This is a genomic window from Arthrobacter sp. Edens01 (genome assembly GCF_001307035.1).
GTDB lineage: Bacteria > Actinomycetota > Actinomycetes > Actinomycetales > Micrococcaceae > Arthrobacter_B.
This window is the reverse complement of the sequence record NZ_LKIU01000005.1, coordinates 656,462-679,257: the sequence shown is the minus strand read 5'-3', so window position 1 is coordinate 679,257 and position 22,796 is coordinate 656,462. Positions and strand designations below refer to the sequence as shown.

Here is a 22,796-nt window from a genome sequence, read left to right as displayed (position 1 = left end):
CACGGACATTTAGTGCCGCAGCAGCCAAAGGCCGCCCCGGCAGCAACTTGGAAGAGTTCCAGAGAGCGTGTACGCATGAGCCTGATAGTGCAGAAATTCGGCGGGTCCTCCGTATCGGACGCCGAAGGCATCAAGCGCGTCGCCAAGCGCGTGGTGGATACCCAAAAGGCCGGAAACGACGTCATTGTGGTGGTTTCCGCCATGGGCGACAGCACCGATGAACTGCTGGACCTCGCCGGACAGATTACCACCGGGGCCTACCCGCGTGAGATGGACATGCTCCTGAGCTCGGGCGAACGCATTTCCATGGCCCTGCTGGCCATGGCCATCAACGAACTCGGCGCTTCCGCCCAGTCCTTTACCGGCAGCCAGGCTGGCATGATCACCGATGCCATCCACGGCAAGGCGCGCATCATCGACGTCTCACCGCACCGCATCAAGACCGCGATTGAGAAGGGCGACGTCGCGATTGTCGCCGGTTTCCAGGGCATGAGCCGGGACAGCCACGACATCACTACCCTGGGCCGCGGCGGTTCCGATACCACCGCCGTCGCTCTTGCCGCCGCCCTGGATGCCGATGTCTGCGAAATCTACACGGACGTCGACGGCATCTACACGGCGGATCCGCGCGTTGCCCACAACGCACAGAAGATCGAGAAGATCTCCAGCGAGGAAATGCTGGAAATGGCAGCCTCCGGTGCGAAGATCCTGCACCTGCGCTGCGTTGAATACGCGCGGCGCTTCGGTGTGCCGCTGCATGTGCGCTCCTCCTTTAGCCAGCACGAAGGGACCTGGGTGCTGCCCAGCCCGGATGACAAGATCAAGATTCAAGAGGGAGAACCCTTGGAACAGCCCATCATTTCCGGCGTCGCGCATGACCGCTCCGAAGCCAAGCTCACCGTTGTGGGCGTTCCGGACATTCCCGGCAAGGCAGCGGAGATCTTCGGAATCGTGGCCGGAGCCAACACGAACATCGACATGATCGTGCAGAACGTCTCCACCAAGGGCTCCGGCAAGACGGATATTTCCTTCACCCTGCCCATCGTTGACGGGCAGGCTGCGATGGCTGCGCTGAACGCGGCCAAGGCAGAGGTTGGCTTCGACAGCATCGATTACGACGAGCAGATCGGCAAGCTGTCCCTGATCGGCGCCGGCATGCGCTCCAACCCGGGCGTCTCACACAGGTTCTTCGAGGCCCTGCACCTGGCCGGCGTGAACATCGACATGATCTCGACGTCGGAAATCCGCATCTCCGTGGTTACCAGCGCAGCCCTGCTCGACTCCGCGGTCCGTGCCGTGCACGCTGCCTTCGGACTCGACGGCGAAGCAGAGGCCACCGTGTACGGCGGCACCGGCCGCTAGTCCCAGCCATCTCTCGAAGGGCGTCCGGACAACCGGGCGCCTTTCGTGTTTTCCAGGCAGCGCAGGATCCCGATACTCAGAGGTCCGGCACCAGGGCTCTCAGTACAGGTGTTCGCGGAAGAGCGGCGAATGCATGTAGTCCGGATACACCACCGGTTCGGCCGGCTCGCGGTGCGGCTTGCCGTTGATGTACTCGCGGTCCACCCCGTAATGGTGCCCTTCGCTGTCTATTTCGACTGCGTAGTCGGGCAGTTCGATCTGCGAAGGTTCCGGAATCTCATCTTCGGGTAAACGCGGTTCCTGCCCGCTGCCCGGATCCGGTACGACAGTTGCCATTTGGATCCCCTCCTTTAAGGGACACGATAAGTGCCTCAAGGATAGGATCGCGGCCGGGCAAAAGAGCCGCTGCGCCGAAACTTCCGGGGAGGTCAGTCCTTCTTGCGGGGCAGAATGTAGCTGCTGCCGTCAGCGCGGGTGACAGTCTCCCACATGGCTTTCTCCTCGGCCTGCTGGGCCTCGAGGAGCCGTTTATTTTCCTCAGTCATGTCATGGGTCAGGGAAGAGCTCTGCGCCGGCCCGAAGATCAGCCGTGCCTTGCCGGTCACGCGCATGAATTTTTCGGTGAAGCTTTCCCTGGCTGCCATAAGACGTCCCTTTCAGAGGTGTTCCTGTCGCCTATAGTACGCTAATTGTTAGTGCACTAAGCATTTGTGGCATCAGCCGCTGGGACCGGCAGACAGGGAAGAAGGACCTCAATGGACACCGGCACCGCAGACGACGATCTGCTGCTCGAACACCAGCTCTGCTTTGCCCTGTCCGTCGCGTCGCGCTCCGTCGTGGGGGCGTACCGGCCCGTGCTCGATGAATTGGGCATCACCCACCCGCAGTACCTGGTACTGCTGGCCCTCTGGGAAGATTCCCCCCGCACGGTCCGCAACCTGGGGGACACCCTGCTGATGGAACCGGCCACCCTTTCCCCCATGCTGAAGCGACTGGAAAGCGCGGGTCTGGTGGAGCGCAACCGCGCTCCCGGCAACGACCGCGCCCTGGCGGTGGACCTGACCGGAAAGGGGCGTGCGCTCCGCCAGCAGGCGACGCAGATACCGGCCGCCATGCTGGAGCGGCTGCAGCTGACCCGGGAGGAAGTCCGCCAGCTGAACACCACCATGCGCCGGCTCATCCAGGCCACCCAGCTTCCGGACCGCCACACACGGCAGTGAATGTGCAAATCGAGGACTCCAAGGAGCACAATAGTACGCACAGAATAACGAACCGCTAACGATCAGAACGTGGTATATAAGCCACCTTATAAGTCAAAACTGCAAAACGAATCGAACTACTCTTCTTCGCGTCCCACATAAAGCACCAAATGGGCGGGGGTGTCTCCGCCCACAAGGAGAAGATTCCCGTGGCAACACCCCCCTCATCGCGGCGCCAAACACCCCCCGCGACACCCGCCGGCAGCGCGGGAGGTGGATCCCCAAACGGTCCCGGGGCATCGGGGGCAACACCGCAAAAGGCCACACTAGGCCAGCGCGCTGCCCGTGCCCTGCGCAGGGAAAAGAAAAAATACCCGCACGACACCCATCCCGGACTGATTCCCGGCATCGCTGTCGACGAGCAGCGGGTACGCTACGGCACTGATCCCCTGGTATTTGGCGTTGCCGCCGTTCTCATCCTGGGCTTCGTTGCCTGGGGCGTGTTCTCCACGGAATCGCTGAAGTCGGTCTCCGATGTGGCCCTGGGCTGGGTTGTGACGAACACCGGCTGGCTCTTCAGCGCACTTATTGCCGTGGTCCTGGTCTTCATGCTTTTTGTCGGCTTCAGCCGCTACGGCAAGATTCCCCTCGGCGTTGACGGCGAAAAGCCGGAGTATTCAACCTTCTCCTGGGTCGCCATGATGTTCTCCGCCGGAATCGGCATCGGCCTCTTCTTCTTCGGACCGTACGAGCCGCTGACCTACTTCATGACACCAAACCCCGGCGAGGCAGCCCCCGAAAGCGCGGTGGCGCTGCACAAGGCCATGGCACAGTCCTTCTTTCACTGGGGCCTCAATGCCTGGGCGATTTACGCGCTGGTCGGCGCTGCTATTGCTTATGGCTCCTTCCGGCGCGGCCGGGTGCCCCTCATGAGCGCCATTTTCACCCCGCTGCTCGGACGGCGGAAGACCGAAGGCGTGGCCGGGCGCCTGATCGATATGTTCGCAATCATCGCGACCCTCTTCGGCACGGCGGCGTCCCTCGGCATTGGCGCCCTGCAGATTGGCCGGGGCGTGGAGATTATCAGCGGCATCGGCCGGCTTCCCAACGCTGTCCTGATCGGCATCATCGCCATCCTGACGGCAGCATTCATCGCCTCGGCAGTCTCCGGAATCGGCAGGGGCATCCGCTGGCTCTCCAACGTCAATATTTCCCTTGCCATCATCCTGGTCGCCTTCATCTTCCTGACCGGGCCAACCCTGTTCCTGCTCAACCTCATTCCCTCTTCGCTGGCCGAATACCTGTCCGATCTCCTGCACCTGATGAGCAAGGGCCCGTCCTGGGGTGCCGAAGCGGCGGACTTCTCGGCCAACTGGACCGTCTTCTACTGGGCCTGGTGGATTTCCTGGTCCCCATTCGTCGGCATCTTCCTGGCGCGCATCTCCCGCGGCCGGACACTGCGTGAATACGTTCAGTACGTGCTTGTGGTGCCCACCCTGGTCTCGGTAATCGCTTTCGGCGTCTTCGGCGGTACGGCTATCTGGATGCGCATGCAGGGCATGGACATCTCCGCCGACGGCGCTCCGGAATCGCTCTTCTTCCAGGTCCTGGACGGGCTGCCGCTGAGTACCATCACCCCGTTGCTGGCGATGTTCTGCATCGCCATCTTCTTCATTACCTCGGCGGACTCCGCTTCCCTGGTCATGGGCAGCCTGTCGCAGCGCGGCAAACCGCACCCTGACCGAAAAGTCACCGTCTTCTGGGGCCTGGCCATGATGGGCATTGCCGTGGTCATGCTGCTGGTGGGAGGGAACCAGGCCCTGTCCGGGCTGCAGAACCTGATCATCGTCTCGGCCCTGCCGTTCGCGGTAATCCTGCTGCTGATGATGGTTGCCCTGATCCGGGACCTGCAAACCGATCCGCTGATTATCCGCCGGGAGTATGCAACGGCTGCCCTGGAGAACGCCGTCCGCGCCGGGATCGACGAGCACGGCGACGACTTCGCCATCACGGTGGAGAAAACACCCCATGGGCAGGGGGCCGGAGCCGACTTCGATTCCCACGACCGCACCGTCACGGACTGGTACCAGCGCACCGACGAAGACGGAAAACCTGTGGAGTACGACTACGAATCGGGTGAGTACGCTGACGGGTGGACGGCCGACGACGACTCCGCGGCCGCCACGGAATCAGACGCAGGCGACGGTGACTCCGGCCAGGATCGAGGCAGCGGGGCGTCCGGGGACCACCGCCGAGCCCCGGTCAGCTAGGACCCTGGGCGGCACGGCGGGATAATGGGACTGTGAGCCTCCCTTATCCCGCCGTGCTGACCGAGGACCAGTGGCTACCCCGGCAGGCCGCCCATGAGCAGCGTGTGCGGCCGTTCACCGAAGGGTTCCTGCAGCGGCGCTCAGCCGGTACCAAACACCCGGTTGAGGACTTCCTGTTCACCTACTATTCCTACAAACCCGGCCAGCTGATGCGCTGGCACCCGGGTGCCGGCGTCGTCCTTACCGGTGCCGCCGCAGCGGAGCGTGAGTCCTGGAAGTTCTACCGCTCACTGTCGCAGGAGGAACTGGCTGCCGCCGGACTGGCCAGGGATACACCGGCGGTCACCGTCGACTGGGCCGGATTCACCGCCGCCCGTGGGCCCGCGGCGGACTTCACCAGGATGCTGCTCTCCCGCACCGCTGCCCGGAAACCGTCGCTGGGCTGTTTCGGCATGCACGAGTGGGCCATGGCCTACAGGTCCGAGGTGAACGGGATCCGGCATGACTACCTCGGCCTGCGGCTGGGCGCCCAGGGGACGAATGACCTGGTGGAGAAGAGCAGGATCCGCTGCACGCACTTTGACGCGTTCCGGTTCTACGCCCCTCAGGCCGTGGAGCTGAATGAGCTCACCCCCACCCGCGAAAACCAGCGGGACCTGGAACAGCCCGGCTGCCTGCACGCGAACATGGACCTCTACAAATGGGCCTACAAGCTCACCCCAGTGCTGCCCAGCGAACTGGTGATGGACTGCTTCGAACTGGCCTGGCGCATCCGTGAAATGGACATGCGGGCTTCCCCGTACGACCTCCAGGACTGGGGGTACGAGCCAATTCGGGTGGAAACACCGGAAGGCCGGGCCGAGTACGCTTCCGCCCAGCGCGGATTCAGCGCAGAATCCCAGGCGCAGCGGGCCCGCATCCTGGACCTGCTTGATTCCCTCGAGGAGAAGCCATGCAGTCCCAGCCCACTGGACGGGTCCACCGCACCGGAGAACAGTCCTACAACCTGGTCCTGACCCGCCGCCTGGCGGAACCGCCGGAAGAAGTGTGGCATTCGTTCGCCGATCCGGATCAGGCCGCCGCGTGGATTGGCCGCTGGGACGGCTCCCCCGGCACCGGATCATCCTTCGATTCCCAGATGCTCTATGAAGAAGGGCAGCCGCACAGCAGCACCCGGGTAGTCGACTGCACCGCCGGCCAACGGGTGCGGGTCCTGATGGAGGACGAGGGTGGAAGCTGGGACCTCGAAATCCGTCTCTGGGACGACGGCGGCGCCACCGCCCTTGAGTTCATCCAGCATCTGGCGGATCCGGCTGCCGCTGAGGACACAGGGCCGGGCTGGGAGTACTACCTTGACCGGCTCTCCGCCGCCCGTACCGGGGGCACCATGCCGGATTTCGACGACCGCTACCTGGACCAGGGTCCGTACTACGCGGCCCAGGCCCGGGCCGCGAAAGCCGCACCTGCGCCGTCGTAATTCCACGGCAAGCAGGCAGGTGGGCCCTCCGCTGCCGGCGATTGGCTAGGCTGTAGCCAATTCACTCCCGGAGGTTATGCCGAAATGCCGATCCGTCTGCACCGCCCAGCCCTTGTGCTCGCTGCCGCCGCCGTCCTCCTCACCGGATGCGCCGATTCGACCCCCGGCACCGCACCCGCCTCCTCCTCACCGGCGTCGTCACCCTCCGCGTCCGCTTCCAGCCCGGCATCCGAAGCAGCCACGTCCCTGACGGTGGAAATGATGTCCGACGGCGAGTCGGTCACGGACACCTGGACCCTGGAGTGCGACGGCGCAGCACCGGCAGGTGAATCGGGCGCCCCCGACCCGGCAGCAGCATGCGCAGCGTTGGCGGACGGCGGGATCCGGCTCTTTGCGGAACCACCCGCGGACACTGCCTGCACCATGCAGTACGGCGGCCCCCAGCGGGCAGCAGTAACCGGAACGGTGGACGGCGAAACAGTGGACGCCGAATTCGCGGCAACCAACGGCTGCCAGATCAGCCGGTGGGAGGCCCTTACCGGACTGCTTGGTCCGGCAATGGCGGCAATGTAGCGGTCTCAGCCGCTGCAGAGAGCTCGCGCTTACGGCGCAGGTAGACCTGCTTGCGGACTCGGGCCACCACGTCGCCGTCGGAATCCTTTACTTCCACGGTGAACCACTCAAGCACCTTGGCTCCGCCGGCTGCAGCCGTGCGCAAACGCTCAATGTCCGCCTCCGTGATGGCGAAGTGCGCCACCACGTCTCCCTTGCCCGGCTTGATGAAGTCGATTTCGGCCGCGCGGTCCCAGATGACGTTCTCTTTTCCCAGGTGCCGCAGCAGCAGCATCATCCAGAACGGGTCCGTCATGGCGAAGAGACTCCCGCCGAACAGCACCCCCGCAACGTTGCGGTTCCACCAGCGCAGGCGCAGGCGGACCGTGGCGGACAGGAAGTCTTCGGGCAGCTCCGTGATCTTGATGCCGGAGAAGAGGAAAGGCGGCCAGAGGTTCATGGACAGCCGAATGAGGCCCGGTCGGGCGGCGACGAGTTTCACCGGCCCACTCTACCGACTGTGATCCAGGCCATTCCAGCTTTGATAGTAAGCACCCTTAGGTCTAATATTGAATCAGCTTGCTTACTATCCACGTACGGACCGCGCCGGGACAGGCGCACCGGGCTTAACCGGAGGAACCAAATTGTCGATCGAAGCAACACCCGAAGACCCGCAGTGCCCGGCAGATGCCGGCATGCAGGCACCCGCAGAGTACGTGCCGTGGTGCTCGTACTGCGGCACCGATGAGTACCTCATCATCGAATCAGTGGAGCCGTCCAGGACCGCCGATGCGGCGGAATTCCTTGAAATCAGCTACACCTGCGGCGAGTGCGACCGTTTCTACGGGCACCCGGTCCGCCACTCGCCGCTGTGGGCCCGCGTGGCCACTGCCGAGCCGGCTGACACCACCGAATACCTTCACTGCGGCGAACCCATGAAGCCGAAGGACACCCGGACCGTTTCCCTCTCCGAACCTCTCAGCACCGAAGCGGATGCGGACACCGGGGACGTACGGTTGGAGATCAACATTCTGCGCTGCGACTGCGGTTTCCAAATCGAACTCCCGGCCTAGCCGCCGGGGCCTGGGCGGGAGCGCTTCCGGATTGTCCGGAGGCGCTCCGCCTGTTTCCGGCCACTGCAAACTCTGGAGGCTCATATGCGAAGGCTGAAGATCGCGGCTGCCCTGGCAGCCGGTGCCGTATCGATTTTCCTGACGGCATGCGCCGGAGGAACTCCGACCAGCCTTGATGCGATCCAGGACCAGGGCAGGATTGTAGTGGGCACGGAAGGTACATACCGACCGTTCAGCTTCCATGCGGACGGCGTTGGGGACCTGACCGGATACGACGTCGAGATCACCGAAGCCGTCGCCGGGAAACTCGGTGTTGAAGCTCAGTTTGGGGAAGCGCCGTGGGACGCGCTTTTCGCCGGCCTGAACGCGGGACGCTTCGCCATGGTCGCCAACCAGGTGTCGATCACACCTGAGCGAGTGGATTCCTATGAGTTCTCCGATCCCTACACGGTGAGTCCCGGGGTGATAGTGGTGCCGAAGGGAGACACCTCCATCACCTCCTTCACCGACCTGGCGGGCAAGACAACGGCACAGTCCTTGTCCAGCAACTGGTACGAGCTGGCCCAGGAAAACGGTGCCAGCGTGGAAGCAGTCGAGGGCTGGGCCCAGTCCGTCTCCCTGCTGGAGCAGGGACGGGTGGACGCCACCATCAATGACCGCCTGACCTTCCTGGACTACATCCTGCAGACTCCGGACGCGCCGATTCAGGTCGCTGCCGAAACTGATGACCCGGCCCTCATGGCTTTTGCCTTCGCCAAGGGCAACACTGAACTGCGGAACGCCGTCAACGCAGCCTTGGAGGAACTGCGCGAGGACGGCACCCTGGCAGAGATCTCAATGAAGTACTTCGGCGAAGACGTTTCGCAGTAAGGGGGCGCCGTGGACCAGCCGACGTGGGACCTCATAGCCGCTTCCTTCCTGCCCCTGCTCCAGGGCGCCGTCACCGGCACCATTCCCCTGGCCCTCATCTCTTTCGCCGTCGGCCTGGTGCTGGCCCTGGGTGTTGCGCTGATGCGGCTGTCCAAAATCCGGCTGGTGTCCGGAATCGCGCGGGCGTACGTGTCCATCATCCGCGGCACGCCCCTGCTGGTTCAGCTGTTCGTCATCTTCTACGGCCTGCCATCCATCGGAGTCCTGGTCGATCCATGGCCCAGCGCCATCATCGCGTTCTCGCTGAACGTGGGCGGGTACGCCGCGGAAGTGATCCGGGCTGCGATCCTCTCGGTGCCGCGCGGGCAGTGGGAAGCGGCCTACACCATCCGGATGTCTCCGGCGCAGACGCTTATGCGCGTGATCCTCCCCCAGGCCGCCCGGGTTTCGGTGCCGCCGCTGTCCAACACCTTCATCAGTCTGGTCAAGGACACCTCACTGGCCTCGCTGATCCTCGTGACGGAGCTCTTCCGCCGGGCCCAGGAGATTGCGGCCTTCAGCCAGGAGTTCATGGTCATCTACATCGAGGCTGCCCTTATCTACTGGCTTATCTGCGTCGTCCTCTCCACCGGACAGTCGGCGCTGGAGAGGAGGCTCGACCGCCATGTCGCAAACTGAGAAAGACGGCAGCACCCCGGTCCTGAGCGCCCGGGGGCTGCACAAGCGGTTCGGCAGCGTTGAAGTCCTCAAGGGAATCGACCTGGAAATCCCCCGGGGACAGGTCGTGGCACTGATTGGTCCCAGTGGTTCGGGAAAGACCACCGTGCTCCGCTGCCTCAACGGACTGGAGGTGCCGGATTCAGGCACCGTCCGGTTCGACGGCGGTGAGACCGTGGATTTCGGCGCCAAGCCTCCCCGGTCAGCAGTCTCCGGACTGCGCGAACACAGCGCCATGGTGTTCCAGCACTACAACCTGTTTCCGCACCGTACCGTGCTGGAAAACGTCATTGAAGGACCGGTCCGGGTTCAGCGGCGCCCAAAAGCCGAAGCCTCTGCCGACGCCATGGACCTGCTTTCCCGGGTGGGACTCGAAGACAAAGCCGGCGCCTACCCCAACGAGCTGTCCGGCGGGCAGCAGCAGCGTGTGGGTATTGTCCGCGCCCTGGCCCTCAAGCCCCGGCTGCTGCTTTTCGACGAACCGACATCCGCACTGGACCCCGAACTGGTTGGCGAAGTCCTGGAAACCATCCGCGAGCTCGCCTCCGAGGGCTGGACCATGCTTCTGGTGACCCACGAACTCCGCTTCGCCCGCGACGTCGCGGACCAGGTTGTCTTTATGGACGGCGGGGTGGTGGTTGAGTCCGGTCCGCCGTCGGAAGTACTTGCCGCACCCAGGCAGGAACGCACCCTCGCGTTCGTTCAGCGGCTGCTGAACCATTAGTCCCTTCCATCCCCCGGCACCAAATCGACATGTCAGAAAGTGCTCTTTTCAGCCCTGTAACGGGCACTTTCTGCTATCTCGCTGTACGGCCTTAGAATGAAGGAGCAAGCTCGCGGAGCGCTGAATCAGCGTGAGACGGCAAGGTCCGCGGCCACCCCTTTCACTCACAGGAGTTACCGGATGCCCCGGATCGTTGTTGACGTCATGCCCAAGCCCGAGATCCTGGATCCGCAGGGCAAAGCCATCGCCGGCGCACTTCCCCGACTTGGCCTGACCGGCTTCTCCGGTGTCCGCCAGGGCAAGCGCTTCGAGCTCACGGTTGACGGGGACGTTACCCCGGAAATCCTCGAGCAGGCCCGTGCTGCCGCGTCCACGCTGCTCTCCAACCCCGTCATCGAAGACGTAACCCGCGTCGAAGTTATTTCGGAGGCTTAGTCTTGAGCACCCCGCTGATCGGCGACTACTCCGCCGCGCCCGAGGACGCTGCCCTGCGCGCCGTCCGCGTTGGCGTCATCACTTTCCCCGGCACGCTTGACGACCGCGACGCCGCCCGCGCCGTGCGCCTGGCCGGCGGCACCGCCGTCGAACTCTGGCACGGAGACGCGAACCTGCACGACGTCGACGCCGTTATCATCCCCGGCGGTTTCTCCTACGGCGACTACCTGCGCGCCGGCGCCATTTCCCGTTTTGCTCCGCTGATGGAAAAGGTCGTTGACGCTTCCAAGGGCGGCATGCCCGTCCTCGGCATCTGCAACGGCTTCCAGATCCTCACCGAAGCGCACCTGCTGCCCGGTTCCATGATCAAGAACGACCACCTGAAGTTCATGTGCCGCGACCAGCTGCTCCGCGTGGAAAACAACGCCACAGCCTGGACTTCCGGCTACACGCAGGGCGAAGGCATGGTCATTCCGCTGAAGAACCAGGACGGCCAGTACGTCGCCGACGAAAAGACCCTGGACGAGCTGGAAGGCGAAGGCCGCGTGGTCTTCCGCTACGACGGCTTCAACCCCAACGGTTCTCGCCGCGACATCGCCGGCATTACCAACGCCGCCGGCAACGTCGTCGGCCTCATGCCGCACCCCGAGCACGCCGTGGAAGCCGGCTTCGGCCCGGACTCCTCTGCCCGCGGGGACGTCGCACTGCGCGGCGGCACCGACGGGATCGGCGTCTTCACCTCTGTACTCACCTCGCTCGTTGCCGGAGGCAAATAATGACCGTGTCCGCTAACTCCACCGCCGAGCAGAAGAAATTCAACATCGACACCGTTGAGCATGCGGCGTCCACCCCGGACACCCCGCTGCCCTGGGCCGAACTGGGCCTGAAGGAGGACGAATACAACCGCGTCGTCGAAATCCTGGGCCGCCGACCCACCGCCGCGGAACTGGCGATGTACTCGGTCATGTGGTCCGAGCACTGCTCCTACAAGTCCTCCAAGGTGCATCTGAAGCAGTTCGGTGACAAGGTCACCGAGAAGATGAAGGAACACCTGCTGGTTGGCATCGGCGAGAACGCCGGCGTCGTGGACATCGGTGAAGGCTGGGCGGTGACCTTCAAGGTCGAATCCCACAACCACCCGTCCTTCGTGGAGCCCTACCAGGGCGCCGCGACCGGCGTCGGCGGCATTGTCCGCGACATCATCTCCATGGGCGCCCGCCCGGTGGCCGTGATGGATCCGCTGCGCTTCGGTGCGATCGACCACCCGGACACCGCCCGCCTGGTGCACGGCATCGTCTCCGGCATCGGCGGCTACGGCAACTCCCTGGGCCTGCCCAACATCGGCGGTGAAGTTGTTTTCGACTCCGTCTACCAGGGCAACCCGCTGGTCAACGCGCTGGCCGTGGGCGTCATGCGGCACGAGGACATCCGTCTGGCCAACGCCTCCGGCGCCGGCAACAAGGTGGTCCTGTTCGGTGCGCGCACCGGCGGCGACGGCATCGGCGGCGCCTCGGTGCTTGCTTCAGAATCCTTCGACGACGCCAAGCCCTCCAAGCGCCCCGCCGTGCAGGTCGGCGACCCGTTCGCTGAAAAGGTGCTCATCGAGTGCTGCCTGGAGCTGTTCAAGGCCTCCGTGGTCGAGGGCATCCAGGACCTCGGCGCGGCCGGTATCTCCTGTGCGACGTCGGAACTGGCCTCCAACGGCGACGGCGGCATGCACGTTGAACTCACCAAGGTCCTGCTCCGCGACCCGTCCCTGACCCCGGGCGAAATCCTGATGTCCGAGTCGCAGGAACGCATGATGGCCGTCGTGACCCCGGAGAACGTCGAAGCGTTCGAGGCGATCATGGACAAGTGGAACGTCGAATACTCCTGGCTCGGTGAAGTCACCGATACGGGCCGGCTGATCATCGACTGGGACGGCGAGACGATTGTCGACGTCGACCCGCGCACCGTTGCACACGAAGGCCCGGTCTACAACCGGCCGTTCCACCGCCCCGAGTGGCTCGACGGCGTGCAGGCAGACTCCTTCGGCGAAGAGCGTCCCTTCGGCGGCGAAGCCGTGAAGAACGCCGTACTGGAGCTGATGGCGTCCCCGAACATGTGCGACAAGTCCTGGGTCACGAACCAGTACGACCGCTACGTCCAGGGCAACACCGCACTGGCCATGCCCGACGACGCCGGCGTTATCCGCGTGGACGAGGAGACCGGCCTCGGCGTCGCAATCTCCACCGACGCCAACGGACGCTACACCTACCTGAACCCGTACGAGGGCGCCAAGCTGGCCCTCGCCGAGTCCTACCGCAACGTCGCTACCTCCGGCGCCCGTCCGATGGCCGTCACCGACTGCCTGAACTTCGGCTCCCCCGAGGACCCCGAGGTCATGTGGCAGTTCGCCGAGGCGGTCCGCGGCCTGGCCGACGGCTGCCAGGAGCTTGGCGTGCCCGTCACCGGCGGCAACGTTTCGCTCTACAACCAGACCGGCGGCGTCGCCATCCACCCCACCCCCGTGGTGGGCGTGCTGGGCGTGTTCGACGACGTTGCGCGGCGCACGCCGTCGGGCTGGCGTGAAGACGGGCAGGCCATCTACCTGATGGGCGTCACCCGCGACGAGCTGGACGGTTCCGAGTTCGCCAACCTGCGCGGACACCTGGGCGGCCAGCCGCCGAAGGTCGATCTGCAGGCCGAGAAGCTGCTGGGCGACCTGCTGATCAACGCTTCACGCGACGGAATGATCGACGCCGCGCACGACCTCTCCGAGGGCGGCCTCGCGGCTGCGCTGTCCGAGATGGCGCTGCGTTTCGGCGTCGGCGCCCGGATCGGGCTGGATGAAGTGGCTGAGCGCGACGGCGTGGACCTGTTCACGCTGCTGTTCTCCGAGTCCCAGGCCCGTGCCGTGGTCTCCGTGGCCCGCAGCGAGGAAGTCCGGTTCAAGGACATGTGCTCCGCCCGCGGTTTCGCACACTCCCGCATCGGCGTCGTGGACACCGAGATCGGTGCGCTGGACTTCCAGGGACACTTCGTCCTGCCGCTCGATGAGCTGAAGGAAGCCCACGAGGGGACCCTGCCGAAGCACTTCGGCTAACCATCCCTCTGCAAAAGCACCCGCCCGGCATGCCGGGCGGGTGCTTTTGTGTTCCGCGGAGCCTTAGCCAGCCGTACCGCCGTCAGCTGAAGCAACGCCAATGCCCCAGACGAACGGCGGCTCCGCGGCGTTGACCTCCCAGTCCCCGACGATCCTGGCCTTGTAGATAAACGGATTATGGGTAGCCACCGTGCGCGCGTTGCGCCAGTGCCGGTCCAGGGCAGCGCCGGCTCTGGTGGAAGAAGCTCCCAGGGTGTTGAAGATGGCGCCCGCGGCCTCCGGCACCAGCGTGCTGAGGACAATTTGCGCGCGCGCGGCTTCGAGCTCAGCATCGATGTTGGCTGCCTTCTCGCTGCCGCTGTCCGCGTTCCGGGCCACATATGCGCGGTCCAGGCTCCGCGCCACCTGAACCGTAGTGGCACCGGCCGCGTACGCCTTGGCGCTGATTTCCCCGACCACCTGCAGTATTTGTGCATCGTTGCGGACCAGCGGCGCATTGCCGTTGCCAAAGACCCGTTTGCGTTCCCGGACGGCACGGCTCACGTCTTCGGCCGCGGCCCGCGCGATACCTGCGAGGCTGACCAGCAGGACGTGCTGGTAGAGGGCAGTTTGGTACGGAAACCGGTCACCAAACGCAAAGACGTGCGCAGGGTCCACCTCCGCGTCCTTGAAACCGGTGGTGCCGCTGCCCGTCAGCCGCTGGCCGAAGCCGTCCCAGTCGTCCTGCGTCTCCACTCCGCCGGACCTAGTGGAGACGATCACTGACACCACTGAACCGTCCGGCCGCTTCGCTGTCACATCGATCCAGTCGGCAAAGATGGTTCCCGTGGTGTAGAACTTCAGGCCGTTGAGCACCAGTTTTCCTGCGGATTCCGCCAGAATGGTCGCTGTGCCGCCGGCGCCGGGCTCCGTCCAGGCGTTGCCTGCCAGTTCCCCGGTGGCGAAGCGACGAAGCCAGGTGCTGCGGTCCGCGCCGCGGCCGTGGTGGTACAGCTGGTCCTCTACGAGGGCTATGTGCCCGCGCAGCGCCTGCGGAATGTTGCTGTCCGCCGCTGCCAATTCGATCAGCAGCTCAGTGAACTCAACCCAGTTCAGTCCGTCACCACCGAATTCGGCCGGGATACGGGCGGCACCGAAGCCGGCTTCCTTAAGCCAGCTAATCGGTTCGAACGGCAGCTCGCGGCTGAGTTCGCGGCGGAGCGCCCCAGCAGCGATCCGTGCAAAGACGGGGCGGTACCTGGCGGCGGCGGCATCAAAAGCCACGGAGTTCTCCGTGAGGGTGGTTGTCATAGCGGTGCTCCTGTTTTTGCGGCTGATCAGAATGTGCAGGACCGGTCTCAGGTGTAGAGGGAAATGGGCTGGACTTCGCCAAGCAGGTAGCGGGCACCAACTTCCACCTTCTTGTAGTCCACCGGGTCATGCAGGCTGTGGGTCCGGACGTTGCGCCAGTAGAGATCCAGTCCCACCGCTGTCTTTGCAGACGAGGATCCGGTCACCTCAAAGATCCGGTTAGCCGTGTCCACACCCACTTCACTTGAAACCACTTTGAGCCGGGCAATCTCGATGGCGATTTCTGCGCGCGCCTGGGCGGTGAGCTGTCCGCCTGCGGCTATTGCGCCGTCGAACCGGTGGTTCGTCCGGTCCGCGAGCGCTTCCACGGCAGCGATGCGCGAGTCCAGTTCGCCGTAGATGCGCTGGGTCAGCGGGTCCTGGGCATAGGTTTCCGCTTTGCTGAGGAACCAGGCGTTCCTGCGTCCCAGTGTGATCCCGCGCCCGCGTTCCAGCGCACCCTGGGCGATGCCGAGGTAGAGGTTGCCGAAGGCCAGCTGGATATATGGCGTGACGAGAGTGGAGAACGGTTCCTCGCCCACCTCCCCGATGATGTCCTCCGGAGTAATGAGGACGCCGCTGTACTTCACCGAGCCGCTTGCGGAAAGTCGCTGGCCCAGGGCGTCCCAGTCGCCAAGGTACTCGATTCCGCTCCGGTCGTGGTCGACGACGAGGGCGAGGAGCTTGCCGTTGTTTTCGCCACCGGTAACAACCGCATTGACCAGGATGGCATTGCCCACGGACGCACCGGTGGAAAAGTGCTTGGTACCCTGCAGCCGGTAACCGCTGCCGTCCGGAATCAGTTCCAGGCTGGGATCCACCGGGTTCACGGAATCCCCCCATGACCACCCAGACTGGGCCGAGCGGCGGAGCAGCCGCTCCTGGACCCCGGGATCACCGTAGAAAACCACGGCGCCGAGGTTGGCGTAGTGGTAGGCAAGGACCTGCGCAATCGAGGCATCAGTCCTGGCCAGGATGCGCACCGCGTTCAGTGCGCTTTCCCAGTGACCGTCCCCGCCGCCCCATACTGCCGGAATGAGCAGGTTCAGCAGGCCCGATTCCCGCAGCAGCTGCACCTCCGCGTGCGGATCGGCGTTTCGACGGTCCCGCTCCAGGACATCCGAGGAGAGTGCAGCGGCTACGTCTTCGGCGGTCCTGCGCCAGTGGACCAGCTCTTCGCGGGAAGCATGTCCGCTCCACGGCGAGCGTGCTGCCTGCAGGGTAACTTCATTGGTGGCGATGGTCATGTTTCATCCTTCAGTCATGGCACCCGCCTGCCGACGGCGCGCAGCACCTCACCATGTTGGGAGGACGCCCGCCGAGGGGGGGCCGTACTTGCCGGGCACCGTATGTGCCGGCCGGATCCTCATCTGGGGCACCCCGCTACGGGAGAGGGTTGCCGCCCAACCAGCCAGAGCTTTGCGTTGGGACTCGTGATCTTGCAGACGAGTATGCCGCGGAGGGTTCCGCGGAGGGTAGGACATGAAGGCCAATGACGTTGCGTGCCAAAGTGTTACGCCGCCTTCCAATGCGAGTGCGGCCTGCGGATGTGCGGCTTGGGCCCCTTCCCCGGACTCCGGGTGGAAGTGCCTCCTCCGCGAACGGAGCACCTGTCTGGATGGTGGACAATATTGCCGTGACCATCCTTTCGAATGAGCCGGTACCCGCCAGCAGCCTGCTGACTGAGCGGTTGGAACTGGCTGAGATGTCGGCGGCAGACGTCGACGCACTAATTGTCGGCACCCGCTGCGAGCTGTGGGCGGACGACTTTCCGCAGGGCGTCGATGAAGATGCCGCACTGCAGTTTTTCCAGGCCGGCCTGCTGGGCCCGCGTGCCGGTGTCTTTGGTGCCCGTCTCATCCGCGAGCGCGGAGGGCTGGTGGTTGGGACCATCGGCTTCCTGGGTCCGCCCCTCGACGGCGCGCTGGAAGTCACCTACAACATCGTTCCGTCGCGGCAGAACCTCGGGTACGCCACGGAAGCGCTCATTGCCCTCAGCAGGTTTGCTCTGAGCCAGCCGGGCGTCGAGTGCGTTACCGCATACACCGACGAAGCGAATGAAGCTTCAATCTCCCTGCTCCTGACCGCAGGGTTCATGCCGGTTGAATTCTCCGGACCGGCGTTCGCGTTCGTCCTGCACAGCAAGGACCAGCTGCCCGACGCCGAGGACTGACCTGGTAGGGCCGCACCTTTGTGCGGGCTATTTATCCCCCGCTCGGAGGCTGCTGCCCGCCCACGGCAAGACGCCGGGCGGTCCGGAAGTAGCGGCGGGTGATCATTTCCTGGGTCCAGCGGTTGGCCGGGCCGCCAGCAGCCACGAACCAGTTGGCCGGCCGGCTGTACGCCGCAACCCTGAAGAACAGCTGCCCGTCTGATGTGAGCTCCGCGTAGAACCCTTCTTCTCCCGCTTCGGGATGCCCGCGCAGGGTGCCGTAGCCGAATCCTGCGCGCTGGCCGGGAACCGGAACACCGCCGTCGAGCACCGGCTCCGCACTCCAGAGCACCCGGCACGGCGCCTGCCAGCGCAGCGGACCAACACCAACTCCGGAAGCCATCTCCACACCGGCAGCAGCCCTGGGGGTATCCGCGGCAACCCGCAGCCCGCTCTCCCGGTGCAGCCCCCAGCTCAGTATCCCGTCGGCCAGGCGCAGGAAGGCAGCGGCGGGGTCCGGCACATCCAGACGCACTGACCGCAGCACCAGCCGGTATCCCTCCGGCCAGCCGCCTTCCAGAGTCTGGGGATACGGCCGGTCAGTGAACCCGGCGTCCGGGTAGGTCAACCCGGCACTGCTCACCCTTCCGCCAATCCTTTCCAGGCCAGTGACTCGCGGTCCCGGCGCGGCAGCGAGGCCACCACCAGGTCATAGGAGTCCTCCACCAGGTTCCGCACCAGTTCTTCCTCGAGCTCGCCGGTGAGATCCAGCTGGTTCCAGTGGGTCTTGTTCATGTGCCACGCCCCGCTGATCTCCGGATGGGCTGCCCTCAGCTGCAGTGCCAGTTCAGGTTCGCATTTGAGGCTGATCATCAGCGGATCCGCTTCCAGCGTGCTCATCGCGAACATCTTTGCCGGCCGCGCGGGGCCACCTGCACGCACCTTGAACACAGAGGTTTCCGGCCCAAAGGGGAAGTCTTCGAAGGCCCCGGTCAGGGACAGGCAATACTCCCTCAGCGATACGGCATCCATGGATCGACCCTAACCCGCGGTAGGTCAGAGGCACCACAGATGGCAGGATGGAAACAAATTACTAAGCACACGAATAATTCCACCGGCGGTGTCACTGCCGCCGGCAACCCTTTGGAGGACCGATTGGCTACGGATCGTAAGAGCGGGAGCACAGGCAGGATCGCCCGGACAGCCGAACGCGCTGCGGATTCAAAGGCCTTCGAGCGTGCCGCCCGCATGGGATACGTGGCCAGCGGCGTGCTGCATGCCCTCATTGGCTTCATTGCCCTTCAAATTGCGGGAGGCGGCGGCGGTGATGCCGATTCCTCCGGAGCGGTGGCAGCCCTCGCCGACCAGCCGGGCGGCATCTTCCTGATCTGGGCCTGCTTCCTGGGCTGCCTAGCCCTTGCACTGTTCCAGGCGTCACGCGTGTTCCTGGATTCGGGCCAAGACCGCAAGGAAATCTGGAAGAAGCGGGCAACCGACGCCGGGTCGGCGGTTGTCTACGGCGCGATCGGCGTCAGCTTCGGGGTTTTTGCACTCGGCGGTTCCAGCGACAGCGAACAGAGCCAGGTCACCTGGACGGCACGCATCCTCAGCCAGCCCGCCGGACAGGTAGTGGTTGGCCTGGCCGGAGCGGTAATCGCCGGGATCGGTGTCTATTTCATCTACAAGGGCGCCACCCGCAAGTTCCGGAAGGACCTTGGCCCCATTCCCGAACGGACCTGGCAGCGTACGGCTACAGCCACCGGAATCGCCGGATTCGTAGCCAAGGGCGTCTCACTGCTGATCCTTGGCGGACTGGTAGTAGCCGCAGCCGTGACGGCTGACCCCGAGAAGTCCACCGGACTCGACGGCGCCCTGCACACCCTGCATGAGGCACCGCTGGGCTGGCTGGCGCTGGGCGCCGTCGGGGTGGGACTGGTTCTTTACGGGCTCTATATGGCCCTGATCCGGGCCCGGTTCGGCAAGCTCTAGGCCTGCCACCAGGAGTCGAGTTCCTCCAGCGGATCCGCATCCCAGGGGGTGGGCAGCACACCGCCCATGTAGCCGGCGAACCATTCCCGGACCTCCGGTGACTGGTAGGCCTCCTGCAGGACCTTCGCCTTCTCAGTGTCGGCGAACTCCGCGGTGCCGGCCACGACGCAGCGGAACGGAACCTGGTCTGCTTCCGCCTCGAACGCCAGGGCGTCGGCCGGGGACAGTCCAATTTCAGCGGCCAGCCGCACGAACAGCACCCCGGCATCCACATCCGGCAGGGTCTTGGAGAGGGACTGCTGGTCCACTTCCACGAATTCGAAGTTCTTCGGGTTGGCGGTGATGCTCTCCTGCGAGGTGTGGATGACGCCTACCCCGTCCTTGAGTTCCAGCAGGCCCGCATCGCGCAGCAGCACCAGCCCGCGGCCGTTGTTGGCGGGGTCCACCGGCAGGGCGATCCGTGCGCCGTCGGGAAGTTCCTGCAGGCTGGAGTACCGCTCTGACCAGATGCCCGCCGGCGAACCGTAAACGTAGAACAGCGGCTGCACCTCAAGTTTCTGGTCCACGTTGAACTGCTGCAGGTAGGCCCCGTGCTGGAAGTAGTTGGCATCGAACTCGCCGTTGGAGACGGCGAGGTTGGGCTGGATGATGTCCGTGACGTAGGTGGCCTCCAGCGTCCACCCCTTGGCCTTGAGCAGCTCGGCCGCAATCTTGGTGGGCTCCTGGTAGGGAGCGGATTCGGTGGCGATGATCTTGATGGTCTTGTCCCCGCTGGCAGCCGCGCCCCCGGTCAGGCCGCAGCCGGTAGCGGCGGTGAGGGAGGCAGCACCTGCGCCGGCGAGTGCGAGTTTGAGGAAGTTCCTGCGTTCCATGGTGTTTCCTTTGAAAGAGTGCGAGTGGTTTAGCGGTAGGCGGAGGGAACCGGTTCGGTTCCGTTGAGGAAGTACCGGCCGAGTTCGTTGTATTTCCAGGCAACGGGGTCGTGCAGGGTGTGGGTGCGGACGTCCCGCCAGTAGCGGTCGAACCCGTATTTGCTGCCCGCAGCCCGCGCACCGGTGACGTCGTAGATCCGCGCCGTGACGTCAAGCGACACCTCGTGGGCGGTGACCTTCGCAGCGGCGATCTGTTCGGCCACGCCGGCGCGGTCAGCGGCAGTCAGTGCGTCCCCGGCGTCGAAGGCCCACTGCAGTGCGGTGGTGGCCTGGTCGACGACGGCGGCCAGCGCCTGGAGCCGGGCCGCGAAGGAACCGTAGTGGTTCTGGATAAACGGATCGTCCGACGCCGATTCCACCTCGGCGTGGAACCACGGCCTTGCGCTGGAGAGCGTGTAGTCCCGGGCCGCGAGCACGGCGCCTTCCGCGGCGGCGAGGTACACGTGGGCGAAGAGCAGCTGGAAGGCGGGGGTGGTGAGCACCTGGTGCGGGCGGCGTTCGCCGTCGTGGGTTCCCAGGTTGGTGATCACCTCGGCATCGGGCACAAACACGTTCCGGAACTCGATGGTGTTGGTGGCGGTGAGGCGGGAGCCCAGGACGTCCCAGTCATCGTGGCGCACCACGCCGTCGGAGGCGGTGTCGATGATCAGCGCCAGCCGGTCACCGCCGTCGAGCACTGCCCGGGCGTAGATCTTCTCTGCGACCCGGCTGCCGGTGGCGAACGGTTTCCTGCCGGTGACCAGGTAGCCGCCCTCGGTGCGGACGGCGGTGGCCTGGGGTCCCTGGGGTGTGCCGGTGGAGGACCAGAGCCACTGGTGGACCAGGCACTGCTCCGCCAGTTCCTGCCCGCGTTCCGGATCGAGGTCAATGTAGGGGAAGGCCTGGAAAATGTAGTGGTAGCCCAGCAGCTGTCCGATCGAGTTGTCCGCCCGGGCCACCCGCTGCACAATTTCGAAGGCGGTGCTCCAGTTGATTCCGGCACCGCCGAAGCGGGCGGGAATGGTGAGCGGCAGCAGTCCGGACCGGCGCAGGATCTCCAGTTCCGTGAACGGCGGCTTGTTGGCGGCGTCGCGCTCGAGGGCATCCGCGCCGAGGATGGCCGCGACCTCGTCTGCGACGTCGAACCAGCGCTGCGCCTCTGCTGGCACCGTGTGTCCGTAGCGGGTGAGCAGGCTGGCAGTCATCGGGTAACTCCTGGGGTTGCAAGGGTGTTTTCGGGGGTGAAGGCGCCGCGGAACTGCGAAGCCCGGTGCCGTTCGTTCAGCAGCGGACCTGCGCCAAAGAGTTTCTCGCGCAGTGTCCCGGGGGCGTATTCGCTCTGTGCCAGGCCGCGGCGGCGCAGCTCAGGCAGCACACCGTCGATGAAGTCGGTGTAGGAGCCGGGCAGGATGGCGTTGATGATGTTGATGCCGTCCACCCCTGCGTCCTGCCAGCGTTCAAGTTCATCGGCGATCTGTTCCGGGGTGCCGGTGACCTGCTGGGCCTCGGTGCGGTAGCGGGCAACGTCGGCCAGGGTGGGATTGCCGCCCGGAGTGGAGTCGATGATCGCCTGCAGTACTCCCCGGCCCCCTTCGGTCTGTACGTCCCCCAGCGGGGTGTCCAGGTCCAGGCCGCCGAGGTCGATGCCCAGGCCGCCGCCGATGTGCGCGATCACGGCATCCAGGTCCAGGAATTCGTCCTGCTCGGCCTTTTTCCGCTGTGCTTCGGCTTCGGTGCCGCCCACCACGAAGGACAGGCCGGTGAAGACCTTGATGTCGTCGGGCCGCCGCCCGGCTTCTGCGGCGCGTGCCCGGACTCCCGCGGAGACCTTGGCCGCGTGGGCGTGGTTGGGGGCGAAGATGAACGTCGCCTCGGCGTTGGCTGCAGCGAACTGCTGCCCCCGCCCGGAACTTCCGGCCTGGAAGAGCACGGGCGTGCGCTGCGGGGAGGGTGAGCTCAGGTGCGGTCCGTCGATCGAGTACCGTTCGCCGCGGTGGTGGATCTTGTGGACTTTGTCCGGATCGGCGTGGACGCCGCTGGCCTTGTCCTGGACCAGGGCGCCGTCATCCCAGGACCCTTCCCAGAGCTTGTACACGGCGTCGGTGTATTCGTCCGCCCAGTCGTAGCGGCGGTCGTGTTCCGTCAGCCCGTCGCCGCCGAAATTGCGGTGCGCGTTCTCCAGCACGGAGGTGACGATGTTCCAGCCAGCCCGGCCACCGGAGAGATGGTCAAGGGTGGAGAGCTGCCGCGCGAACTGGAACGGATGGCTCTGCACCACGGACGACGTCGCGGCCAGGCCGATATCCCTGGTGGCACCTGAGAGTGCGGCGAGCAGCAGCAGCGGATCGTTGGCCGGCACCTGCAGGCCGCGGCGCACGTGGGATGACCAGCCGCCGTCGTGGTCCCCGTACAGGCCCACGACGTCGGCAAAGAACAGGGCGTCGAACTTCGCCGCTTCGAGCTGCCGGGCAAGGTCTGTCCAGAAGGACAGTTCGTTGAAGCGGTGCTGCTCGGCATCGGGGTGGCGCCACTGGCCGCCGCGGATGTGGCTGGTGGTGTTCATCAGGAAGGCGTTCAGCAGAAGGCGCGGACGCCCGCCGGGAAAACGGGTACTGGGAATGCTCATGGAAGTAACTTTCGGTAGGAGCGGG

Annotated in this window: 25 protein-coding genes and 1 riboswitch; of the genes, 15 read left to right on the top strand and 10 right to left on the bottom strand. The window is 65.1% G+C overall.

Annotated elements, in window-relative coordinates:
- The first annotated feature begins 75 nt into the window (after positions 1-75).
- Positions 76-1,362 carry an aspartate kinase gene (locus AO716_RS09390; RefSeq protein WP_055240634.1) on the top strand — a complete coding sequence of 429 codons (1,287 nt, stop codon included), beginning with the start codon at positions 76-78 and terminating at the stop codon, positions 1,360-1,362.
- 99 nt (positions 1,363-1,461) lie between these two features.
- Here AO716_RS09390 and AO716_RS09385 read toward each other — a convergent pair whose 3' ends face one another.
- A complete protein-coding gene (locus AO716_RS09385) occupies positions 1,462-1,698 on the bottom strand; it encodes a hypothetical protein (protein ID WP_055240633.1) in 237 nt (78 codons plus the stop codon).
- A gap of 92 nt (positions 1,699-1,790) precedes the next feature.
- The gene (locus AO716_RS09380) at positions 1,791-2,006 is read right to left on the bottom strand and encodes a hypothetical protein (protein WP_055240632.1); all 216 of its coding nucleotides are present in this window, start codon (positions 2,004-2,006) and stop codon (positions 1,791-1,793) included.
- A 111-nt stretch (positions 2,007-2,117) separates the two neighbouring features.
- Here AO716_RS09380 and AO716_RS09375 point away from each other — a divergent pair, with 111 nt between their 5' ends.
- The 5 genes from AO716_RS09375 (at position 2,118) to AO716_RS09355 (ending at position 6,881) form a co-directional block, all read left to right on the top strand.
- Entirely contained in the window at positions 2,118-2,582 is a 465-nt protein-coding gene (locus AO716_RS09375) for a MarR family winged helix-turn-helix transcriptional regulator (RefSeq protein WP_055240631.1), read from the top strand.
- A 188-nt stretch (positions 2,583-2,770) separates the two neighbouring features.
- On the top strand, positions 2,771-4,831 hold the full coding sequence (locus AO716_RS09370; RefSeq protein ID WP_235472047.1) for a BCCT family transporter: 2,061 nt from the start codon (positions 2,771-2,773) through the stop codon (positions 4,829-4,831).
- 32 nt (positions 4,832-4,863) lie between these two features.
- On the top strand, positions 4,864-5,847 hold the full coding sequence (locus AO716_RS09365; RefSeq protein WP_235472046.1) for a 3-methyladenine DNA glycosylase: 984 nt from the start codon (positions 4,864-4,866) through the stop codon (positions 5,845-5,847).
- Positions 5,784-6,308: an SRPBCC domain-containing protein gene (locus AO716_RS09360; RefSeq protein ID WP_055240630.1), complete on the top strand. Its 525-nt coding sequence runs from the start codon at positions 5,784-5,786 to the stop codon at positions 6,306-6,308. The genes AO716_RS09365 and AO716_RS09360 overlap by 64 nt, the downstream gene beginning before the upstream one ends.
- A gap of 84 nt (positions 6,309-6,392) precedes the next feature.
- On the top strand, positions 6,393-6,881 hold the full coding sequence (locus AO716_RS09355) for a hypothetical protein (protein WP_055240629.1): 489 nt from the start codon (positions 6,393-6,395) through the stop codon (positions 6,879-6,881).
- On the opposite strand, the gene AO716_RS09350 is transcribed toward AO716_RS09355, so the two are convergent.
- The gene (locus tag AO716_RS09350; RefSeq protein ID WP_235472045.1) at positions 6,844-7,362 is read right to left on the bottom strand and encodes a DUF4442 domain-containing protein; all 519 of its coding nucleotides are present in this window, start codon (positions 7,360-7,362) and stop codon (positions 6,844-6,846) included. The two genes, AO716_RS09355 and AO716_RS09350, sit on opposite strands and share 38 nt — an antisense overlap.
- A gap of 142 nt (positions 7,363-7,504) precedes the next feature.
- Here AO716_RS09350 and AO716_RS09345 point away from each other — a divergent pair, with 142 nt between their 5' ends.
- From AO716_RS09345 to purL, 7 genes are all read left to right on the top strand, one after another.
- A complete protein-coding gene (locus AO716_RS09345; RefSeq protein ID WP_055240628.1) occupies positions 7,505-7,933 on the top strand; it encodes a hypothetical protein in 429 nt (142 codons plus the stop codon).
- 84 nt (positions 7,934-8,017) lie between these two features.
- Positions 8,018-8,803 carry an amino acid ABC transporter substrate-binding protein gene (locus AO716_RS09340; RefSeq protein ID WP_055240627.1) on the top strand — a complete coding sequence of 262 codons (786 nt, stop codon included), beginning with the start codon at positions 8,018-8,020 and terminating at the stop codon, positions 8,801-8,803.
- 9 nt (positions 8,804-8,812) lie between these two features.
- Positions 8,813-9,481 carry an amino acid ABC transporter permease gene (locus AO716_RS09335; RefSeq protein ID WP_055240626.1) on the top strand — a complete coding sequence of 223 codons (669 nt, stop codon included), beginning with the start codon at positions 8,813-8,815 and terminating at the stop codon, positions 9,479-9,481.
- Positions 9,468-10,244 (top strand): amino acid ABC transporter ATP-binding protein, encoded by a 777-nt coding sequence (locus tag AO716_RS09330; RefSeq protein WP_055240625.1) that lies wholly within the window; start codon positions 9,468-9,470, stop codon positions 10,242-10,244. The genes AO716_RS09335 and AO716_RS09330 overlap by 14 nt, the downstream gene beginning before the upstream one ends.
- Positions 10,245-10,424: 180 nt before the next feature.
- Complete coding sequence (gene purS / locus AO716_RS09325; RefSeq protein ID WP_055240624.1) at positions 10,425-10,679, top strand: phosphoribosylformylglycinamidine synthase subunit PurS; 255 nt, start codon at positions 10,425-10,427, stop codon at positions 10,677-10,679.
- A 2-nt stretch (positions 10,680-10,681) separates the two neighbouring features.
- Positions 10,682-11,455 carry a phosphoribosylformylglycinamidine synthase subunit PurQ gene (purQ, locus tag AO716_RS09320; protein ID WP_055240623.1) on the top strand — a complete coding sequence of 258 codons (774 nt, stop codon included), beginning with the start codon at positions 10,682-10,684 and terminating at the stop codon, positions 11,453-11,455.
- Entirely contained in the window at positions 11,455-13,764 is a 2,310-nt protein-coding gene (purL, locus tag AO716_RS09315) for a phosphoribosylformylglycinamidine synthase subunit PurL (protein ID WP_055240622.1), read from the top strand. The genes purQ and purL overlap by 1 nt, the downstream gene beginning before the upstream one ends.
- A gap of 63 nt (positions 13,765-13,827) precedes the next feature.
- Here the strand turns inward: purL and AO716_RS09310 are convergent, their stop codons facing one another.
- Together AO716_RS09310 and AO716_RS09305 are read right to left on the bottom strand one after the other, a co-directional pair.
- Positions 13,828-15,054 (bottom strand): acyl-CoA dehydrogenase family protein, encoded by a 1,227-nt coding sequence (locus AO716_RS09310; protein WP_055240621.1) that lies wholly within the window; start codon positions 15,052-15,054, stop codon positions 13,828-13,830.
- A 47-nt stretch (positions 15,055-15,101) separates the two neighbouring features.
- Positions 15,102-16,340 (bottom strand): acyl-CoA dehydrogenase family protein, encoded by a 1,239-nt coding sequence (locus AO716_RS09305; RefSeq protein WP_055240620.1) that lies wholly within the window; start codon positions 16,338-16,340, stop codon positions 15,102-15,104.
- 79 nt (positions 16,341-16,419) lie between these two features.
- A riboswitch (SAM riboswitch) is annotated at positions 16,420-16,532 on the bottom strand.
- A gap of 179 nt (positions 16,533-16,711) precedes the next feature.
- Between AO716_RS09305 and AO716_RS09300 the strand changes: the two genes are divergently transcribed.
- Complete coding sequence (locus AO716_RS09300) at positions 16,712-17,266, top strand: GNAT family N-acetyltransferase (protein ID WP_055240619.1); 555 nt, start codon at positions 16,712-16,714, stop codon at positions 17,264-17,266.
- Positions 17,267-17,297: 31 nt separating this feature from the next.
- Here the strand turns inward: AO716_RS09300 and AO716_RS09295 are convergent, their stop codons facing one another.
- Positions 17,298-17,888 carry a DUF1990 family protein gene (locus AO716_RS09295; RefSeq protein ID WP_235472044.1) on the bottom strand — a complete coding sequence of 197 codons (591 nt, stop codon included), beginning with the start codon at positions 17,886-17,888 and terminating at the stop codon, positions 17,298-17,300.
- Entirely contained in the window at positions 17,885-18,277 is a 393-nt protein-coding gene (locus tag AO716_RS09290; RefSeq protein ID WP_055240618.1) for an MmcQ/YjbR family DNA-binding protein, read from the bottom strand. The genes AO716_RS09295 and AO716_RS09290 overlap by 4 nt, the downstream gene beginning before the upstream one ends.
- A 123-nt stretch (positions 18,278-18,400) precedes the next feature.
- On the opposite strand from AO716_RS09290, the gene AO716_RS09285 reads away from it, so the two are divergent.
- Positions 18,401-19,234: a DUF1206 domain-containing protein gene (locus AO716_RS09285; RefSeq protein ID WP_055240617.1), complete on the top strand. Its 834-nt coding sequence runs from the start codon at positions 18,401-18,403 to the stop codon at positions 19,232-19,234.
- Here AO716_RS09285 and AO716_RS09280 read toward each other — a convergent pair.
- Genes AO716_RS09280 through AO716_RS09270 form a run of 3 tightly spaced genes read right to left on the bottom strand, consistent with a single transcriptional unit; the run spans position 19,231 to position 22,771 of the window.
- Positions 19,231-20,106, bottom strand: coding sequence for a MetQ/NlpA family ABC transporter substrate-binding protein (locus AO716_RS09280; RefSeq protein ID WP_055240616.1), 876 nt, complete (start codon positions 20,104-20,106; stop codon positions 19,231-19,233). The genes AO716_RS09285 and AO716_RS09280 overlap by 4 nt on opposite strands.
- Positions 20,107-20,135: 29 nt before the next feature.
- Positions 20,136-21,350 carry an acyl-CoA dehydrogenase family protein gene (locus AO716_RS09275; protein WP_055240615.1) on the bottom strand — a complete coding sequence of 405 codons (1,215 nt, stop codon included), beginning with the start codon at positions 21,348-21,350 and terminating at the stop codon, positions 20,136-20,138.
- Positions 21,347-22,771 (bottom strand): NtaA/DmoA family FMN-dependent monooxygenase, encoded by a 1,425-nt coding sequence (locus tag AO716_RS09270; protein WP_055240614.1) that lies wholly within the window; start codon positions 22,769-22,771, stop codon positions 21,347-21,349. The genes AO716_RS09275 and AO716_RS09270 overlap by 4 nt, the downstream gene beginning before the upstream one ends.
- Positions 22,772-22,796: the final 25 nt, after the last annotated feature.

Bases quoted from the DNA above. Each gene is read 5' to 3' on its own strand.
- AO716_RS09375 (WP_055240631.1), top strand. From the start codon at position 2,118: ATGGACACCGGCACCGCAGACGACGATCTGCTGCTCGAACACCAGCTC.
- purS (WP_055240624.1), top strand. From the start codon at position 10,425: ATGCCCCGGATCGTTGTTGACGTCATGCCCAAGCCCGAGATCCTGGAT.
- purL (WP_055240622.1), top strand. From the start codon at position 11,455: ATGACCGTGTCCGCTAACTCCACCGCCGAGCAGAAGAAATTCAACATC.
- AO716_RS09330 (WP_055240625.1), top strand. From the start codon at position 9,468: ATGTCGCAAACTGAGAAAGACGGCAGCACCCCGGTCCTGAGCGCCCGG.
- AO716_RS09275 (WP_055240615.1), bottom strand. From the start codon at position 21,350: ATGACTGCCAGCCTGCTCACCCGCTACGGACACACGGTGCCAGCAGAG.
- AO716_RS09300 (WP_055240619.1), top strand. From the start codon at position 16,712: ATGGTGGACAATATTGCCGTGACCATCCTTTCGAATGAGCCGGTACCC.
- AO716_RS09385 (WP_055240633.1), bottom strand. From the start codon at position 1,698: ATGGCAACTGTCGTACCGGATCCGGGCAGCGGGCAGGAACCGCGTTTA.
- AO716_RS09355 (WP_055240629.1), top strand. From the start codon at position 6,393: ATGCCGATCCGTCTGCACCGCCCAGCCCTTGTGCTCGCTGCCGCCGCC.
- AO716_RS09290 (WP_055240618.1), bottom strand. From the start codon at position 18,277: ATGGATGCCGTATCGCTGAGGGAGTATTGCCTGTCCCTGACCGGGGCC.
- AO716_RS09310 (WP_055240621.1), bottom strand. From the start codon at position 15,054: ATGACAACCACCCTCACGGAGAACTCCGTGGCTTTTGATGCCGCCGCC.
- AO716_RS09340 (WP_055240627.1), top strand. From the start codon at position 8,018: ATGCGAAGGCTGAAGATCGCGGCTGCCCTGGCAGCCGGTGCCGTATCG.
- AO716_RS09360 (WP_055240630.1), top strand. From the start codon at position 5,784: ATGCAGTCCCAGCCCACTGGACGGGTCCACCGCACCGGAGAACAGTCC.
- AO716_RS09270 (WP_055240614.1), bottom strand. From the start codon at position 22,771: ATGAGCATTCCCAGTACCCGTTTTCCCGGCGGGCGTCCGCGCCTTCTG.
- AO716_RS09280 (WP_055240616.1), bottom strand. From the start codon at position 20,106: ATGGAACGCAGGAACTTCCTCAAACTCGCACTCGCCGGCGCAGGTGCT.
- AO716_RS09390 (WP_055240634.1), top strand. From the start codon at position 76: ATGAGCCTGATAGTGCAGAAATTCGGCGGGTCCTCCGTATCGGACGCC.
- AO716_RS09380 (WP_055240632.1), bottom strand. From the start codon at position 2,006: ATGGCAGCCAGGGAAAGCTTCACCGAAAAATTCATGCGCGTGACCGGC.
- AO716_RS09305 (WP_055240620.1), bottom strand. From the start codon at position 16,340: ATGACCATCGCCACCAATGAAGTTACCCTGCAGGCAGCACGCTCGCCG.